This window comes from Enterococcus sp. DIV0210g, from assembly GCF_050559705.1.
Lineage (GTDB): Bacteria > Bacillota > Bacilli > Lactobacillales > Enterococcaceae > Enterococcus_B > Enterococcus_B faecalis_A.
In genome coordinates, this window is the sequence record NZ_CP187903.1 from 2329338 (window position 1) to 2347923 (window position 18586).

Annotated in this window: 11 protein-coding genes, 1 pseudogene and 1 other annotated feature; of the genes and pseudogenes, 3 read left to right on the forward strand and 9 right to left on the reverse strand. The window is 39.0% G+C overall.

Annotated elements, in window-relative coordinates:
* Positions 1-122: 122 nt before the first annotated feature.
* Together IGI64_RS11135 and IGI64_RS11140 are read left to right on the forward strand one after the other, a co-directional pair.
* Positions 123-1184 (forward strand): GntR family transcriptional regulator, encoded by a 1062-nt coding sequence (locus IGI64_RS11135; protein ID WP_429940584.1) that lies wholly within the window; start codon positions 123-125, stop codon positions 1182-1184.
* A complete protein-coding gene (locus IGI64_RS11140; RefSeq protein WP_429940585.1) occupies positions 1165-3318 on the forward strand; it encodes a GH92 family glycosyl hydrolase in 2154 nt (717 codons plus the stop codon). The genes IGI64_RS11135 and IGI64_RS11140 overlap by 20 nt, the downstream gene beginning before the upstream one ends.
* 81 nt (positions 3319-3399) lie before the next feature.
* Here IGI64_RS11140 and IGI64_RS11145 read toward each other — a convergent pair whose 3' ends face one another.
* From IGI64_RS11145 to IGI64_RS11180, 8 genes and pseudogenes are all read right to left on the reverse strand, one after another.
* The gene (locus IGI64_RS11145; RefSeq protein WP_429940586.1) at positions 3400-4839 is read right to left on the reverse strand and encodes a response regulator transcription factor; all 1440 of its coding nucleotides are present in this window, start codon (positions 4837-4839) and stop codon (positions 3400-3402) included.
* Positions 4832-6578: pseudogene (locus tag IGI64_RS11150) on the reverse strand (sensor histidine kinase). Before IGI64_RS11150 ends, IGI64_RS11145 begins: the two are co-directional and overlap by 8 nt.
* The gene (locus tag IGI64_RS11155) at positions 6571-7185 is read right to left on the reverse strand and encodes a YesL family protein (RefSeq protein ID WP_429940587.1); all 615 of its coding nucleotides are present in this window, start codon (positions 7183-7185) and stop codon (positions 6571-6573) included. The pseudogene IGI64_RS11150 and the gene IGI64_RS11155 overlap by 8 nt, the downstream one beginning before the upstream one ends.
* Positions 7186-7309: 124 nt before the next feature.
* The gene (locus IGI64_RS11160) at positions 7310-8770 is read right to left on the reverse strand and encodes an ABC transporter substrate-binding protein (RefSeq protein ID WP_429940588.1); all 1461 of its coding nucleotides are present in this window, start codon (positions 8768-8770) and stop codon (positions 7310-7312) included.
* A gap of 31 nt (positions 8771-8801) precedes the next feature.
* A complete protein-coding gene (locus IGI64_RS11165) occupies positions 8802-9719 on the reverse strand; it encodes a carbohydrate ABC transporter permease (RefSeq protein ID WP_016624922.1) in 918 nt (305 codons plus the stop codon).
* 11 nt (positions 9720-9730) lie between these two features.
* Positions 9731-10672 (reverse strand): ABC transporter permease, encoded by a 942-nt coding sequence (locus IGI64_RS11170; RefSeq protein WP_429940589.1) that lies wholly within the window; start codon positions 10670-10672, stop codon positions 9731-9733.
* Between the two features lie 234 nt (positions 10673-10906).
* Positions 10907-11623, reverse strand: a complete 717-nt coding sequence (locus IGI64_RS11175; protein ID WP_429940590.1) for a pseudouridine synthase — start codon at positions 11621-11623, stop codon at positions 10907-10909.
* Positions 11624-11633: 10 nt separating this feature from the next.
* Positions 11634-13280: a polysaccharide biosynthesis protein gene (locus IGI64_RS11180; protein WP_034862737.1), complete on the reverse strand. Its 1647-nt coding sequence runs from the start codon at positions 13278-13280 to the stop codon at positions 11634-11636.
* Positions 13281-13530: 250 nt separating this feature from the next.
* Between IGI64_RS11180 and IGI64_RS11185 the strand changes: the two genes are divergently transcribed.
* On the forward strand, positions 13531-15039 hold the full coding sequence (locus tag IGI64_RS11185; RefSeq protein WP_429940591.1) for a UDP-N-acetylmuramoyl-L-alanyl-D-glutamate--L-lysine ligase: 1509 nt from the start codon (positions 13531-13533) through the stop codon (positions 15037-15039).
* 225 nt (positions 15040-15264) lie between these two features.
* Here the strand turns inward: IGI64_RS11185 and leuS are convergent, their stop codons facing one another.
* A complete protein-coding gene (gene leuS, locus IGI64_RS11190) occupies positions 15265-17679 on the reverse strand; it encodes a leucine--tRNA ligase (protein WP_429940592.1) in 2415 nt (804 codons plus the stop codon).
* A gap of 78 nt (positions 17680-17757) precedes the next feature.
* Positions 17758-17996: a binding site (T-box leader), on the reverse strand.
* Positions 17997-18586 lie beyond the last annotated feature (590 nt).

Genomic DNA, 18586 nt, shown 5'->3' on the forward strand with positions numbered 1-18586 from the left:
TCATAAACATTATATAGCTCTGTATAAATTTTGTCTACGCTTTCAAAAATATTTATTTTTCTTTTCTTTTACTAAGTTTATGGTATTATTAAAATATGATATATCATTAAGAGGTGGAAACAATGAACCAACCATTATATAAAAAAATATTTACAGATCTTCATACTGCCATATTAAACGGTACGCTTCCTGTAGATAGCCAAGTTCCTACAGAAAAAGAGTTATCCGAACAATATCAAGTAAGCAGGATCACTTCGAAGCGTGCGTTGACTGAACTTGAACAGGCAGGTCTTATTTACCGATTACGAGGCAAAGGAAGTTTCGTCAAAGCGAATGCCCAAGAAAATCACAAAGAAATCGGGTCAAAGCGGATTTTGTTTTTACTTCCGTTTTTGAATGATCTTTCTGTCGGAAACTTCACTGATGGTTTAAATCCTGTCATGAAAAAACAGCAATTCGATGTCATGATGATGACCTTAGATTTTTTAGAGGGGAAAACCGCTCAGGATATCATGAACGAATTCGATGGTTTGATTTACTATCCCCTTCAAACAGAGCAGCATCTGGCACTTTTATTTGAGCTTTCTTTGAAAAGATTCCCTGTAGTTATTTTAGATAAAAAAATCTATGAATTAGACTTTCCTGCCGTACTTTCTGACAACTTAAATGGCGGAAAAATAGCAACAGAATATTTGATCCAAAATGGACATAAAAATATTGCTTATCTTTTCGGAAGCAAAGAACATCCACAGTCTGTCAGACAGCGCTATCTGGGATACTTGCAAGCATTGAATAATGCAAAAATAGACGTTCATACTTCATTAGATGATTATTTTATTGAAACCCAGGAATTTATCAATTCTATTCAGCAAAATAACACAACAGCTTTTGTCTGCGAAAATGACCTGACAGCTATCCAAACAATCAATCGTTTGAAAAAGTCCGGCTACTCTTTTCCAGAAGATTTTTCTATTGTCGGTTTTGATGACATCCAGGCTGCAGCATTGATTGATCCGCCTTTAACAACGATTGCACAAGACTTCGAACAATTAGGTTCACTTGCTGGAGAAAAACTAATTGCACTCATCAACGGAGAAATCGACATTACCGACACCAATGTCCCGGTTTCACTAATCAAAAGACAAACTGTAAAGGAGAGAAAACATGAACATCCAAGAGATTGATACTCGTCACGGAACAGCGAATCAGCCTCAATTTTCAAATGGCAATTGCCTGCCCTACACAGGCGTGCCATTTGGTATGAATTATTTTGCCCCGCAGACTTCTGATCAACGAGGAAGCTGGTGGTTCCATCCAGAAGACCGCATCTTCCAAGGGTATCGTTTGACGCATCAGCCAAGCCCTTGGATGGGGGATTTTAGTCATTTGCTTCTTACCCCTGTCAGCGGTTCATTTAAAGAACACACACTTTCACAGGTCCAGAGTTCTTATCGTCCAGAAGAAAGTATTTTTCAGCCTTGTCAGTTATCTTTGACTCAATTACGTTATGGTATTCATTCTTCGCTATTTCCTAGCATGTATGGTGCCAACCTTGTCATTCGTTATACACAGCAAAAAAATGGTCTGGTCCTCACTCTTCCTGGTCGTTATGAAATAGAATTGATTGATCCACATACCTTACAAGGAAAAATCATCAATTTTTCTGGTTGCGAAGATCCCAATTTTTCTTTTTATTTTTCGCTCCATTTTGAAAAGGCTTTCTATAATGATTTAAAAATATACACTGGTGAAGATGGCTTTTTGAGTTTAGATTTCGGACAAGAACGCTATCAGAACATTCGTCTAGGCACTTCTTTTTTAAGTCTGGAACAAGCGGCCTATCATTTGGAACAAGAAAAGCAGTTTTCTGCTGAAGAACGATTGGCAAACACGATTCAAGAATGGCAAACTTATTTTGACAAAATCCAAATAGAACACCATGATCTGGCACAAACAAAGACGTTTTATCATAATCTTTATCGTGTGTTTCTTTTTCCGCAAACCTTTTATGAAACCGATCGAAATGGGAAAAAATATCATTATGATACGATAAGCAGATCGATCCAACCAGGAGTGTTGTACACAAATAACGGATTTTGGGATACTTACAAAACTGTTTATCCTTTCTTTTCTCTTTTTGCCCAAGAAAAATACGAAGAAATTTTGGAAGGTTTCTTGAACAGCTATTATGAAACAGGTTATTTGCCAAAATGGCTTTCACCAGATGAACGAGGAATGATGCCTGGTACTTTGATTGATGCAGTGATTGCAGATGCTGCGGTAAAAGGGATACGAACAGATTTAATGTCTGAGTTTTTAGAAGCAATGATAAAAGGTGCAGAAATTCCTAGCGAAAAAGAAAACTATGGACGACAAGGAACCAAAGATTATTTAAAACATGGTTATGTTCCTATTACTCATCATGAATCAGTAAACCATACATTGGATTATGCTTATAGCGACTTTTGTATCAGCCAAGTCGCCGAGGTACTCGATGCAGCTTTTGAAAAAGAAAAGTATCGAACACGCTCCCTTAATTATCAAAAAATCTTTGATAACGAAACTGGCTTTATGCGAGGAAAAGACAAACAAGACCAGTTCAGAAAAGAATTTGACCCGATTCGGTGGGGAACGGATTACGCAGAAGGAAGCGCATGGCAAAGCAGTTTTGCCGTTTATCATGATTTCAATGGACTGATCCAATTAACCTCGCAAGAAGCATTTAAGAAACAATTGATCAAACTTTGTAATCAAGCTCCTTATTTTTCAGTTGGCGGTTATGGGATGGAAATCCATGAAATGAGCGAAATGGCGGCAATGGAATTTGGCCAGTTGGCGATTTCTAATCAACCTAGTTTTCATTTTCCTTACCTATTCACTTATCTTGACCAGCCAGAAATGGCACAGCCGCTTTTGAAACAATTGATGACGCAAGCGTTTGATCATTCTGTCTCGGGCTACCCTGGTGATGAAGATAACGGCAGCATGGCGGGCTGGTTTCTTTTTAATGCGATGGGCTTTTATCCAGTTACTCCCGGTACAGGCGAATATGTGATTGGATTGCCGTTGATGGATAAGATGACTTTAACATTCTCAAATAATAAAAAGTTGCAGATCACTGCTGCACCAAATCAGCCGCAACAACAATTTATCCATCAAATCAAACGAAATGACGAGATTTACCGCAAACTTTTTTTCACCCATGATGATTTGTTAAAAGGCGGATCGATCCACTATCATTTGGGGATCGTCCCTAATCCAGAAGCTTTTGAAAGCAAAGAAAAACCTTATTCAGTCACTAAAAATTTGGAAAAATAGTAAAAAAACCCACCTATACACGTATTCCGTTCGTTGTACAGGTGGGCATTTGCTGCATTTTTTATCCGCTTGTTTTACTAACTAGAAAGAATCACGAAAATCTTTTGGTGTTTGTCCAGTAAGTTTTTTAAAGAGTCTGGAAAAGTAAGTCGTATTCGTATAGCCTACTTCATTGGCTATTTCATTGACATTTTTCTCACTATGCAAAAGAAGCCATTTTGCTTGCTCTATCCGAAAATGATTCAAATAAGCAGAAAAACTTTTCTTTGTTTCTTTTTTGAATAGCTGGCCTAAGTACATCACATTCAAATGAAGGGTTTCAGCAACATTCTTAAGTGTCAAAGCCTCTTGATACTGTTCATGCAAAATATCCAGTACATTTTTGACATTTTTACTATATGCTTTTTGCGCCTGCTGTCTTTTTAAAAGCGAAAGAATCAATTCTTGCAGCTCATGGACCGTTTCCGCTTGATTGATACACTGAATACCTTTCAAGTATTCTTCATCTTCCAAATTTGCTAATTCCCGCTGCACATCCATTAAAAGCAAGAAAGTGAAATGACGGACATCTTCAGGGGCGAATGCGAAAGAATGAAACTGATCAAAAAATTCATGGATCATTTTTTCTGCATAATCGATTTGTTTCTTTTGAAGAGCACGACTGAATGCAAGAAAATCGATTGTCTGATCATCCAAACGTTCAATAGTAGAGTAAAAGATCCTGCACTGTCTTTCCCCGTAAAATTGATGCAGTTTCAGATTATCCTTGGCACGCTGGTAGGTTTCTGGCAGCTGATCGATATCTTCTGTTTCCTCTCCTACACTGATCAGCCAATTTTCTTTATGAGCAACTTCTGAAAAATCACGACAAAAACATTCTGCTTGTCGTTTAGACAACAAAATCGTGAATACTTGCTGTTCACCGTAATTTCGCTGATAGTAAAACTTTTCCTTGTTGTCCTTAAGCCAATTCAAGATCGGCTGTTCTTCTTCTCGAGGAATCTGAGCTAGCAATATGCGATAACTTTGATTGGTGCAGATCGACCGCATCAATTCTTCTTCGCTTTCTTCATCTAGTTCTTCATTCAACCACTGACTGAACAAGACTTCTTGATAAATTTCCTGCTGGTTTTTCTGTTTTTTTCGCTGGTCTAAACGATGTTTCACTTTTGTCAAACTATCGATCAATTCGATTTTATTGACTGGTTTCATTAGGTAATTGACTGCTCCAAGCTGCAGCCCGCTTTTTAAATAATCGAATTTTTGATAACCGGATAAAATAATAAATTCAAAATACTGCTGCTCTTTCTGGGCTGCTTCAATAAATTCCAAGCCATTTATTTCCGGCATGGTAACATCTGTGATCACAAGATCGATGCTGTTTTTTTCCATAGCAGCCAATCCCGCCAACGCACTTTCTGCCACAGCTGTCACTTCAAATCCCAATGCTTGCCAATCCACGATTTTTTTCAGTCCATTCAAAATCATGTATTCATCATCTACTAATAACACGCTATACATGCCCAGCCTCCACCTTTCTAAAAGTAATCTGAATTGTCAATCCACCTTCTTTGTTGTTATACAATTGCAGTTCACAGCTTTTCCCAAAATAAGCATGCAGCCGTTCATAGACATTTTGGATACCAATAGATTGATTCGTCTGCCTTTTAGGATCGGCCAGGCGCTGTTCAATCAGCTGCAGTTGTTCTTCTGTTATGCCTTTCCCATTATCTTTGATTTGGATAACAACTTTATTTTGTTCACAATAAGCTTTAACACTCAAAGCATTATCATGGCGAGTAAAATCGATCCCATGTTTAAAATAGTTTTCTACTAGCGGCTGAATAGCAAATTTAGGCAGCTGCAGATCCTTTAATGCCGGCTCAATGGTAAAGTGATACGCGACACGATTCGGATACCGCATTTGATAAAGATAGACATACTTTTCGCAAAAACTTAATTCTTCTGCTAACGTCGTTGTCTGTTCCTGCGTTATGTTGTTTCGCAAAAGTGCGGAGAACGCATAAACGACATCAGCTAATTCTTCGCTCCCCTCACTCAGCGCGTACATTCGAATATATTCTAATGTATTGTACAAAAAATGTGGATTGATCTGCGCTTGAAGCGCGCGCATATGCGCATCTTGTTGTTTGATTTTTAATTTATAGATATCTTCTACATAACGATCAAGACTATCCAGCATGTGATTAATTCCTTCTGAAAGGTCACGCAGCTCATATTCCGTCTGATCCAAGTCGATCCGCGTGTCAAGATTTCCTTTAGAGGTTTCTGACATTTCATGCATAATAATCTCAATTTGCTGCGAGTAGCGTTTAAAGGTTTGGTACAAAAAAAGCAGCAGCAAGTTATCCAATAAAATAACCCCAACGATCAATGGTGCTAAGTTTTTAAGGGTTTCACTCGTCAATTTTTGTCTGTCTAGTAATGCGAGTATCCGATATTCACCAGTCAATTTCTGATATTGCACGATATTTTGATCAGAGAAAGTTTCAATAGGCAGACTAGAATTCTTTTGCAATCCTGATGTGACTGCTTTTTCCTGTTGATCGATCTTGCGTTTCGTTATTCCACTGTCATGAAATGTGTACAAACGATTGGCCGTTCCTGAAATCATATAAAGGGACAGACCGCCGAATGTATTCAAATTTTCTAGACTGCTCTCCAAGTTCTTTTTTTGGAATCCTACAAACAAACTGCCCAGTTCACTTCCTCCTTGCGTGATCGGCATCTTTATATAAAAAGCATTCATCAAGTCAGGTGTTCCTTTTTTTATTGAACCGCCTTTATGGTAAATAGAAGATTCAAAGTACTCCGGCACTTGGTTCAACACAATGTAAATCGTCTGAAGCTCTTCATAGTCCACGTACATATCTTTGATTTGATTCGAAAAAGAAAGCAGATCTTTCGATTCATTCTGCTGCTGATAAAGGTACATCAAATACTCATCGATTGGTTTTGTCAAATACGTCGTTACATTTTCGATTTTGTCCGTATTTCCCAAAAGCTGGTCTTTAATGATCCTGCTCAGTGTCGTTTTGTCATCCAGCATTCTGCTTGTCGTCTGCAAGGCCTTCTTTGGCAGCATTTTCTGCCTGTCTTTGATTTTGGCGCCACGTATGCATACTGATGATTACTGCGGCAATCGTGGTTAAAGAAAGCATGACAAACGCATATTTTCTCAACAGCCGATTCAACAGTGTACCTTTAGAAAACAAAATACGAAATGGATTTTTACTCATAATTTTCCAAACGCCTATCTAATTCAACCAGCCACTTTTTGACTGCAAATTGATTCCAAATAACAACTAAGCCAGCAAAACCAAACAAAATCAAGCCTTTGTATTGCCAGGTAAACCAGAAAAGCACCCCATTTCCAATAATGATCTTCAAAAAAGCACCAAAATCAGAAAAACTTGAGATCACACTTAGCTTCAATAAATCAGTAAAAGACATTTCATATTGACACGCTAAAATAACCCCTTGATGAAACGCTGTCCAGCCATAGGCCATTGTAAACAACAGTATAAAATCGACCATCAAAAAAGCTAAGCCTTTGATTTGAAGCGAAAGATATAAATTGTAAATGAGCAGCAGAGAAAAAAGTACAAAAAGACCAAAAAATTGATTGCTGCGGATAAATGTTTCTTTATATATCTTCCAGCTTTTTCCAAATGACATTTCTTTTGGTTCGAAACCGCATTCAAAAAACAGCGCATTAACGGTCATCCACGCTGGCCCTACCCCGAAAATAATTGCTCCTATACTGCTGAACAGCCAGAAAAAAAGCGAAAGTTTGACGATTGTCCAAATACGTATAAAAAGAGTTTCTAATGCTTTACCTGCCATTTTTTACCACCATCCTTCACTTGAGATTATACAGAAATAAAAATAAAGACAGAACCTTCCTACCTCAAAAAACAAGTGATTTGCCACATTGTCCTTGAGACAGAAACGTTCTGTCTGTTAATGATCAAGCACTTGCTTGAAACTCATCGAATTGACGCTGCATCTCTTTCAATACTTTCTCATAACCGGCTTTTTGCAATGCTTCATTTAATTTAGGCAGTGTTTCGTCCGGGTCAACAGTTCCTGTATTCACGCCATCCAGATATTGGCTCATCACATTCGAGATATTACTGATTTCTGTTTTGACGCTGTCTGTATTGAAGCTGAATCCTAAAATAGGAGAAGTTTCTGCCTCTTCGATTGATTGATCTCTTTTTTCGATCATTTCATCGGTAATAGAATCTTGCGTATATAAGATACGATTATTCCCAGTATTCCACGCTGCCATATGATTATTCGGCTTGTAGCCGTCTAATAATTTGATTTTATCTTCCGCATCTGGCAATTTTTCCCAAGCCTCTCCTTCGACACCCCATACTAAGCCGTTCAATAGTTCTGCATCGCTATTCAGCAATCCTAAAAATTCGACTGCTTTTTCTTTGTTTTTCGATGTATTCGAAACAACAAAATTGGCCATCTGTGCTTGTGCCGTTGATTTCAATGGAACGGTGATGGATTTAGAAACAAGTTCCTGGTTTGCTGCATTCGTCAAAATCGTATCACCATAATCATAAGGTCCTTGTGTTTCTCCTCGCATAAGCCAAGTATTGCCTTCTAAAGGATAATCGCGGTTGCTTGTCGCCGCATCTTTAGGAATAAGTCCTGCTTGATACCAGCTGTGCATTGTTCGTAATAAATTAATATAGTCTTCATTCTCATATTGATTGATGATTTTTGTTTTGTCTCCGTTCAAGTCGACTGCAAAGGGTAAAGTATTCCCCAATGGATAATCGAAGTCTCCTTGGACTTTAAACCCTTGTCCGATAGCAAAAGCTGCTGTATTTGGTTCTTTTTCGTGAAAAGCTTTTAGTACAGATTCTGCATCAGCATAAGATTCAATACCATCAATAGATAAGTTGTATTTGTCTAAAAGTGCTTTGTTAAAGGTCAATACTTGTTGTGCGAAAACATTCCCATTGACTGGAAAAGCATATAATTTTCCATTGACCAGGTTTCCTTTGATGTAAGCTTCATCTAAGTCATCATAGGCTTTTTTGGCATATTTAGGCGCAAGTTCTGTCAAATCAGCAAATGCACCTTTTTGCGCATTCGAAACGTAATTATTCGCAAAAGCGATATCATAGTTTTCTCCTGAAGAAATGATGACATTCATTTTTTTCTCGTAGTCACCCCAACCGATATAGTTGATATTGACTTTTACGCCCATCTCTTTTTCGATACGTTTATTGGCAATCTCCAATAATTTATCATAGTTTTCAGGTTTGTCGCCAATTTGATACATTTGCAGTGTTGTCACATCATTTGCCTCTGCGCTGTTCGATTTGTCTGAATTTCCGCATGCTGCCAAACTTCCTGTTAATAATGCCGAAACCCCAAATAACGCTGCCTTCTTCCATAACTTCATTTCTTTCATTCCTCCCTTTTATTGGTTGAAACTATTCTTTCACGCCGCCGATCGTCAATCCTTTAACAAAATGTTTCTGGAAAAATGGATAAGTAATCGCGATCGGAAGAGTTGAAATCACTACGATTGCCATACGCGCTGATTCTCCCGGAACAGAAGCTAGACCGCCAGCTAATTGGCTCCCGGCACCTGAATTTTGGGTCAGATATTGGATGTTGCTTTGGATTTTCATCAAAAGATACTGCAATGGTACAAGTTTATCATCTTGGATATATAAAAGTGCATTAAACCAATCATTCCAATAACCTAATGCAGCAAATAAACTGATTGTTGCAATTCCAGGTACTGCGAGCGGTAAAACGATTTGAATAAAAATCCTCAACTCACTTGCACCATCGATCCGTGCAGATTCAATAATCGAATCTGAAACAGAACGTTTAAAAAATGTTCGCATCACAATGATATTGAACGGACTGACTGCCATGGGCAAAATCAACGCCCAAATCGTATCTTTCAACTGAAGCAAGTTAGTCATCACTAAATAATTTGCCACCATCCCTGGAGAAAAAAGCATCGTAATCAAACATACTACAGTGAAAAAACGGCGAAATGGAAAATTTGAACGCGAGATCGCATAAGCATAAAGCGAAGTCGCTGTACTATTGATCAGCGTTCCTACAACTGTCACCAAAATCGTTACAAACAAGGATTGGATGATTTTCGCCTGCATTTGGTCAAAAAGATACGTGTAGCCAAATGTACTGAATTCTTTCGGCCAAAAACGATAACCATTTACTGCCAGAGAAGACTCATTTGTCAAAGAAATAACTATGACGAATACAAAAGGCAAAATACAAGAAACCGCAAATAAAGCAATCATGATATTCGAGAAGATATTCATTGGTCTATTAAATCCGCGCACTTGTACATGCGCCACTTTTTTCTTCATCTTCTTCCTCCTTAAAACAATGCAGAGTCGCTGTCAAGCCGCCGTGCTGCTGCATTCGTGATCAACAAAAGTAAAAGTCCTACAACCGATTGATACAATCCTGCTGCAGCTGTCATGCCAAAATCCCCCGTAGCCGTCAAGCCGTTATAGATATAAGTATCCAATACCTGTGTGACATCATAAAGCGCCCCGGAATTTCGAGGAATGTTGAAAAACAGGCCAAAATCTGCGCGGAAAATGTTTCCGACTGCCAAAATCGTCAGGATCGTCATCAATGGAACCAATTGCGGGATCGTTACATGCTTGATTTGCTGCCATTTACTTGCCCCATCTACTTTTGCCGCCTCATAATATGTAGGATCAATACCCATGACAGAAGCAAAATAAATAATACTGTTATATCCGATTCCTTTCCATGTACCAATAAAGACAAGAATAAACGGCCAATATTTCGGCTCATTATACCAGTTGATCGGTGTGCCTCCATGACCTGTTATCCATTGGTTAAAAATCCCTTTATCTGGGCTTAGAAAAGCATACACAAAATAGCTGATAATGACCCATGATAAAAAATAAGGAAGCAGCGACATCGTTTGATAGACTTTGACTAGCCGCTTGTTTCTGATCTCACTCATCACGATGGCAAAAACGACAGAAATAATCAAATTAAGTGTAATAAATGCTGCATTATACAAAATCGTGTTTTTTGTAATCAAAAATGCTTGATCTGAGGCAAATAAAAATTTGAAATTGTCCCAGCCTACCCAAGGACTTTCTTTCAAACTAGCCATAAACCCATCCGGAGAAATATGGAAATTTTTAAACGCTACGACATTCGCTAACACTGGGATATAAAAGAAAAAAATCATCCAGATCAGACCCGGAACTGCCATGAGCGTCAATGCTTTATATCGCCAAAGCTGCCGAAAAAAATGTTCTGTGCTTTTTTTCATGGGAAAACTCCTTTCTTCTTCACTTGAATAATAGCGCTTACAACTAAAATAAGAAATAAACAAAGTATAGGGAAAACTATACAAAATATAGAGTCCCTATTTCCCAAAACTAAATCCACAAAAAAAGCTTAGCTTCTTTTCAATCAGCATTTCTCAAAAAATATCTCACTTTTTGTGCTGTTTGTTTTAGAAACTAAGCTTTCTTGGTTATTCTGTTTTCAATTTAACTGTTGATCAACGTTCCTTCAATTTCGCCAACTCGTCTTCTGTCAGCGGGCGGTATTCTCCTTTTGCTAAATCCTCTGGCAGAGTGAGTGCGCCCATTCGCAAACGTTTCAAGTACAAGACTTCTTTTCCGACCGCTTTTACCATCCGTTTGACTTGGTGGAATTTTCCTTCGTGGATAATCAGCCGAATTTCTGATTGATCATTTTCTGTGTCTACCGCATCAATGAATAATTCTGCTGGCATTGCCTGTTCGTCGCCTATTGCCACACCTTCAGCAAAAAGCTGCTGATCTTCTTCTGTCATGATTCCTGAAACAAGTGCATAGTATTCTTTTTCCACATGTTTTTTGGGCGAAAGCAATTGATGCGCAAGCACGCCGTCATTTGTCAAAACTAAAAGCCCTTCTGTGTCCTTATCCAATCTGCCTACAGGAAACAAATCTTCCCGATAGTCTTCATCTGAAAGTAAATCAACCACCGTCTGATCATAGTTATCTACAGTAGCAGAAATGACACCATCTGGTTTATGCAAAACATAATAAAAATATTTCTGATAAAAAATCTGTTCTCCATCTGCAACAATACTGTCTTGATTTTCATCAATTTGGAATTTGTCGCTTTTTACAACTTCTCCATTTACTTGGACTTGTCCTTTTTTGATCAGTTGTTTGACTTCTTTGCGGCTTCCTAACCCTGAAGCAGCTAAAAATTTATCTAAACGCATAGTATCCCCTCTACTTGATCCGTAATTTATGTCGCAGGCGAACCATCCCGCTGCCTAATAATTTTTCTGCCAAGCGGAGTTTCAATGCCAGATAGCCATAGACAGCTCCGCCGATCCCTGCTACAAAGACAACCAGAAGCAAGGACTGGAATTTGCTTTCTTGGCTTAAAAATAATCCGAAAAACTGTTTGGCAATAAAAGCTGCTGCAAGCATGATCATCGACAAAATAAAAATCAACAACGTTCTTCTTAAAACAAACGATGCTTTGAAACGAGCGACTTTTTGCATTTTTCTTAGTATCAAATAACAAGAAACAGCAAAACCGATAATCGTAGCAGTCAATGGACCATATACTTCAAATAACATGATTGCTGGATATTGAAGAATCAATTTGATCAAAAATCCAACACCAAGATATTTCATTGCTGCTTTATTTTCGAACATCCCTTGAAGCATATTCGACGCTAACATATAAAGTCCTAAAAAGAGACCCGCAAAACTTGCCTGGACCAACACGCTGCTTCCTAACGCGTCTGGAGCATAAAATAAAGTATTCAATGGATACGCCAACAAAATCATGCCGAAAGCTGCTGGAAACATCACAAATGAGAATAACTGAAGATTATCACTAGTCAGTTTTGCTAATCCGCGGCGGTCTTTCAAAGTAATCGCTTCGGTGATCAGCGGTAGTCCTGTATAGGCAATCGATGTGGCTAAAGCAATCACGACCATTGTCAATTTATCTGGATTGGCGCTGAAAATAGAAAACAAATCTAAAAGCTGTGCATTAGAATAATCCGTAGTACTTCCCATGATCCGAATAAATGTAAACTGATCGACCAATTTAAATAACGTGACTCCTGATCCTACGATGATGAAAGGAATCGCTTCTTTGATCGTATCTATTAATAATTCTTTCGTTTCGACAGTTATTTTTCCTGCACTATGCTCAATAAATACATCCATGCGGAGCTTTTGCTTTTGTAAATAATAGACAAGTACACCCAAGCTTGCCAGCATCCCGATAAATGCAGCAAATGTAGAATGAGTGACTGCTGTGACATAATCGCCTTGGACTACTTTCATGATAATGAAGGTAGAAAGCAGCATATAAAAAATCCGAGCAATTTGCTCAACGATCTGAGATAACGCATAAGGCATCATCTCCTGATTTCCCTGGAAGTATCCCCGGATAACACTCATGATAGGAAAAACTAAAATCGCGATACTTAATGAACGCATGGTCGGGATCAATTCTTCTCCGCCGCCTGAAGCTTGAGCCAGCCACGGTGAAGCTATGTACATAAATAACGCAAATACGAGTCCCAAGCCCCCCATCATCTGCAAAGCTCGAATGAATAATTTTCGAGAAGTACCATATTCATTCAATGAATTATAACGTGCTGTCTGCTTCGCGATTGCTGCAGGAATGCCTGCGGTCGAAACGAGTAAAAAAAGCGCATAGATATTGTACCCCATATTGAACAAACCATTGGCCGCCTTGGCATTTTCGCCCATCCAAGCATACCAAGGAATGATGTAAACAGCGCCGAGCAAGCGTGATAAGATATTGCTGGCTGTCATCCAGGCAGAACCTCTAGCCATTTTTTCTTGATTTGTTAACTTTTCTGTTGCTGGTTGTCTGTGACTATTCATCTGATGAGATCCCAACTTTCTTCGAAACATTATCCCCATTTTAATTGGAAAAATGGAAACTGGCAATCTATTTTACTGGTATTTTAATGAATAATTTTTCTTAAAGAATTCGTTTTCTTGTATAAACAAGGCATATTCGCCTTTCGTTTAACCTTATGGATGCTGTTTTTCCTCGCCATGAAGCAGGTTGACTTATGTCCCAGACCCTATGCTATAATAAATTATTATCAATGAAACGAGAGGTGTTTAAATGAGTTTCACTTTAGAAGATATCCGTGAATTGCTGTTAAAAGAACAATTGTTGAAGGAATTTGTTTCTGAACAAGGCTGGCATCTTGAATTGCCGGAAACGTTCAATTTCACTCGCTTGAGTTATGATTCACGGCAAGTAGATGCCTCTACTTTATTTTTTTGCAAAGGGTTGAATTTTAAAGAAGAATACCTAGATTCAGCGATTGAGCAAGGTTTACGCTTTTATGTAGCTGAAGAACCTTATGAAAATAAAGCATCTGGTATTATTGTAACAGATATCCGCAAAGCGATGGCAGTTTTAGCGATGGCTTTTTATGACTACCCGCAAAATAAAATGAAGCTGATCGGTTTTACCGGAACAAAAGGAAAAACGACTGCTGCTTATTTTACGAAGTCGATTTTAGACCAGACTACCCAAAAGAAAACAGCATTATTTTCAACAATGAATACAACGCTTGATGGAACGACTTATTTCAAGTCTAATCTAACGACACCGGAGTCACTTGATCTTTATCGCATGATGGCTGAAGCGGCTGCGAATGGTATGACACATTTAGTGATGGAAGTTTCTTCCCAAGCATACAAAACACAGCGCGTTTACGGACTGACATTTGATGTTGGGATTTTCCTAAATATCTCACCAGATCATATCAGCCCAATCGAGCATCCGACATTTGATGATTATTTCTATTGCAAACGTCAACTAATCTTGAATTCAAGGATTGCAGTCTTGCACCATGAAAGTGATCATTTTCCTTTATTGAAAGAAACAGCAGAGATCAATGTGATTCCATACATCACTTACGGACGTGAAGACGGCAGTATGTATCAAGTGACTTCTTTAGACGGACCATCTCATCCCTTCTCGATTACTGCCCATGATTCTCGTTTGCCAATCAATGGAACCTACGATATTTTGCTGGCAGGAGATTTTAACCAAGAAAATGCTTCAAGTGCTGTGATTGCTGCTGCACTAGTCGGGGCAACAATCGAGGACAGTCAAGAAGGATTGAAAAATGCACGGGTGCCCGGACGCATGGATCAGCTGATACGCAAAAACGGCGCGCATGTGTACGTTGATTATGCGCACAATTATCTAAGTTTGAAAACATTGCTGAACTTTGCCAAAGAAGAACATCCAGAAGGCCGCGTCATCGTTGTTTTAGGCAGTCCTGGAAACAAAGCAATCTCTAGACGTGCAGACTTTGGAAAAGTGTTATCAGAAGGTGCAGATATTGTTTATCTGACAGCGGATGATCCAGCTTTTGAAGATCCAATGAAAATCGCAGAGGAAATTGCTGCGGCAGTCACAAATGATGAATTAGTTATCAATTACGAAATTGATCGAACAAAAGCAATCGAACAAGCTTTACTGGAAAGTCTTCCAGAAGATTCTGTGATCATTGCCGGAAAAGGCGTTGATCCTTATCAAAAAGTCAACGGTGTCGATGTGCCTTATGAAGGAGATTATCACGTTGCAAAACGCCTGATTGAATCAGGCTTATAAGAAACAAACCATACTATAAAAGAGACTGGACATTGGATGTCCAGTCTCTTTTAGGTTGCGCATAAAGGGATTAAAAATGTAAGAGGCTGTTTCGCGACTTTTAGATAAACGTTGTTCACAAAGCTGTCCTTCGGCATTAAGCTTTTATCAGCTGAAATGTGAAAAGCCATTTCTGCTGATAAAAGAGTCTTAACGCTCAGGCCAGAGCGCTTTGTTCACAACCTCTTAGTTCGCCACAATATTCACTAGTTTATTTGGAACTACAATGACTTTACGGATTGTTTTTCCTTCGATTTGCGCTTGAATAGTTTCATCTGCAAGTGCTGCTTTTTCCAGCTCTTCTTTTGGCAGATCACGTGATACACTGACTTTTGCACGAACTTTTCCGTTTACTTGGAAAACAACTTCGATTTCATCTTCTACTAATGCTGCTTCGTCATAAGTTGGCCAAGGTACATAAGCAAGACTTTCTTCATTGCCAAGGATCGCCCATAGTTCTTCGCCGATATGAGGAGCAATCGGTGCAAGAAGCTGTACAAAACCTTCCACATATTCATAAGGTAACGCATCTGTTTTGTAGGCTTCATTGACAAAGACCATCAATTGAGAAATGGCTGTGTTGAAGTGAAGATTTGCGTAATCTTCCGTCACTTTTTTCACTGTCTGATTGTAGACTTTTGTCAGTTTCCCGTCGTTCAGTGTTGTAATACGGTCACGCATCTTGTTGTCTTCGTCAACGATCAAACGCCATGTTCTGTCTAAGAATTTACGGCTTCCTTCAAGACCGTTTTCGCTCCATGCGATTGCAGCATCTAAAGGACCCATGAACATTTCATAAAGACGTAATGTATCTGCTCCGTATTGTTCGACAACATCATCTGGATTTACAACGTTGCCGCGTGATTTAGACATTTTTTCGTTGTTTTCACCTAAAATCATTCCTTGATTGTACAATTTTTGGAATGGTTCTTTTGTTGGAACTACGCCGATATCATATAGGAATTTGTGCCAGAATCGTGCATAAAGCAGGTGAAGCACTGCATGTTCTGCGCCTCCGATATAGATATCCACTGGCAGCCAGCGTTCAAGTTTTTTGTAGTCAGCGATCTCTGTTTTATTATGAGGATCGATATAACGCAAGTAGTACCATGAACTTCCTGCCCACTGCGGCATCGTGTTTGTTTCGCGGCGGCCTTTTTTACCTGTTTCAGGATCAGTTACATTGACCCAATCAGCGATATTTGCTAATGGTGATTCACCGGTGCCGCTTGGTTTGATATTGTCTGCTTTTGGTAAACGTAAAGGCAGTTCTTCTTCTGGCAGCGCTGTTGTTGTGCCGTCTTCCCAATGAATGATCGGGATTGGCTCACCCCAGTAACGTTGACGTGAGAATAACCAGTCTCTCAAACGGTAGCTGACTTCTTTTTTACCAACATTATGTTCTTCTAACCATCCAGTCATTTTCTCGATTGCTTCTTCTTTGTTCAAACCATCAAGAAATTCAGAATTGATGTGTGCGCCGTCTTCTGTGTAAGCTTCTTTTTCGACGTCTCCGCCTTCGATAACTGGCAAGATTTCTAAACCATATACTTTCGCAAATTCATGGTCGCGTTCGTCATGAGCTGGAACAGCCATGATTGCACCAGTTCCATAAGAAGCTAAAACGTAATCAGCAATCCAGATCGGAATCTCTTTTCCATTTGCCGGATTGATGGCATATGAACCAGTAAATACACCTGTTTTTTCTTTTGAAAGATCTGTACGTGTCAAATCTGATTTTTTCGCTGTTTTTTCAATATATGCTTCAACAGCTTCTTTTTGTTCAGGTGTTGTGATTTCTTTTACTAGATCCAATTCTGGTGCTAATACTGTATATGTTGCACCAAACAATGTATCTGGTCGTGTCGTGAACGCTGTAAATGCTTTGTCTGTTCCTGAAACTTTGAACTCCACGTTTGCACCGACAGAACGGCCGATCCAGTTACGCTGCATTTCTTTGATGTTTTCTGGCCAGTCGACTAATTCCAAATCATCGATTAGACGATCTGCGTAAGCAGTGATTTTCAGCATCCATTGGCGCATTGGTTTTCTGATAACATCGTATCCGCCGCGCTCGCTCTTGCCGTCGATTACTTCTTCGTTAGAGATAACCGTTCCAAGTTCAGGAACCCAGTTTACGGCAACTTCTGCTTCATAAGCTAACCCTTTTTCATAAAGTTTTGTGAAAATCCACTGTGTCCATTTGTAGTATTCAGGATCTGTTGTGTTGACTTCGCGATTCCAGTCATAACTAAAACCTAACGAATTGATTTGTCGTTTAAATGTTTCGATATTTTTTTTCGTAAATTCAGCTGGGTCATTCCCTGTATCCAGTGCATACTGTTCCGCTGGAAGACCAAAAGCATCCCAACCCATTGGATGTAGAACATTGTATCCTTGGCTTCGTTTCATTCTAGAAAGAATATCTGTTGCTGTATAGCCCTCTGGATGTCCTACATGCAGGCCTTGACCTGAAGGATATGGAAACATATCTAGTGCGTAGAATTTTGGCTTTTCTTGATCGTCACGAGTGTTGAATGTATTGTTCTTTGCCCAATATTTTTGCCATTTTTTTTCGATCTCTTTGTGATTGTAGCTCATTGTACACCCTCCTGTTAGTCCTTGATTCGCTGTCATATGATGAAAATAAAAAAACGCCCTATAAAAAGAATTCTCTTTCTATAGGACGCAGAATCACGTGGTACCACCTAATATTCGCCTCATTTACAGATACATCGAAATAGGATATATCAAAATAAGACCTCTTACGTTATAACGATCGTCACCGCAGACGCTTACTCCCATGTTCAGCTACTGCAACTCAAAGGCGAGTTCAAAAGTTTCCGTACACATTCACACCAGCCATGTGCTCTCTTTAACTTCCAGCTTTTTACTACTTCCTTTTCAAAAGTTGTTTTATTTAAGTAGCTTCATAGTAACAAAAAAGGGAAAGAAATTCAATTGTTAAATAGAGGTTGTGAACAAAGCGCTCTGACTTGAGCGTTAAGACTCTTTTCGCCTGGAAAATAGCTCTTCATATTTTTCAGGCGGAAAGCTTAATGCCGAAGGACAGCTTTGTGAACACCGTTTAAGAAGAGGTTGTGAAAATGATGCTCTGCTTCAAGAATTAAGAATGTCAAATTAGAAATAGCTTCTCATATTTTTAATTTGGCAGACTTAATTCCGCAGAAGCAGTCATTTGAACACCGTTTAAGAAGAGGTCGTGAGCTCAGTGTCCTGCTTTGAGCAATAAGAAGAATTTTTCGAAAGTCGCTTTCCAGACTTTTGCGAAAATTAAACTTATTGCCGAGAAGCAGCTGAGCGAACACCGTTTACACAGAGGTTGTTTTCTCAGTGTTCTGATCCGAGCGTTAAGACTCTTTTCTAAGGGGAAACAGCTTTTCATGTTTGCCCTTAGAAAAGCTTAACGCCGAGGATAAACTGAGAAAATACCGTTTATGAAGAGATCGTGAAAGAACCGTTCTGCTTCAAGCAGTAATTAAGAAGC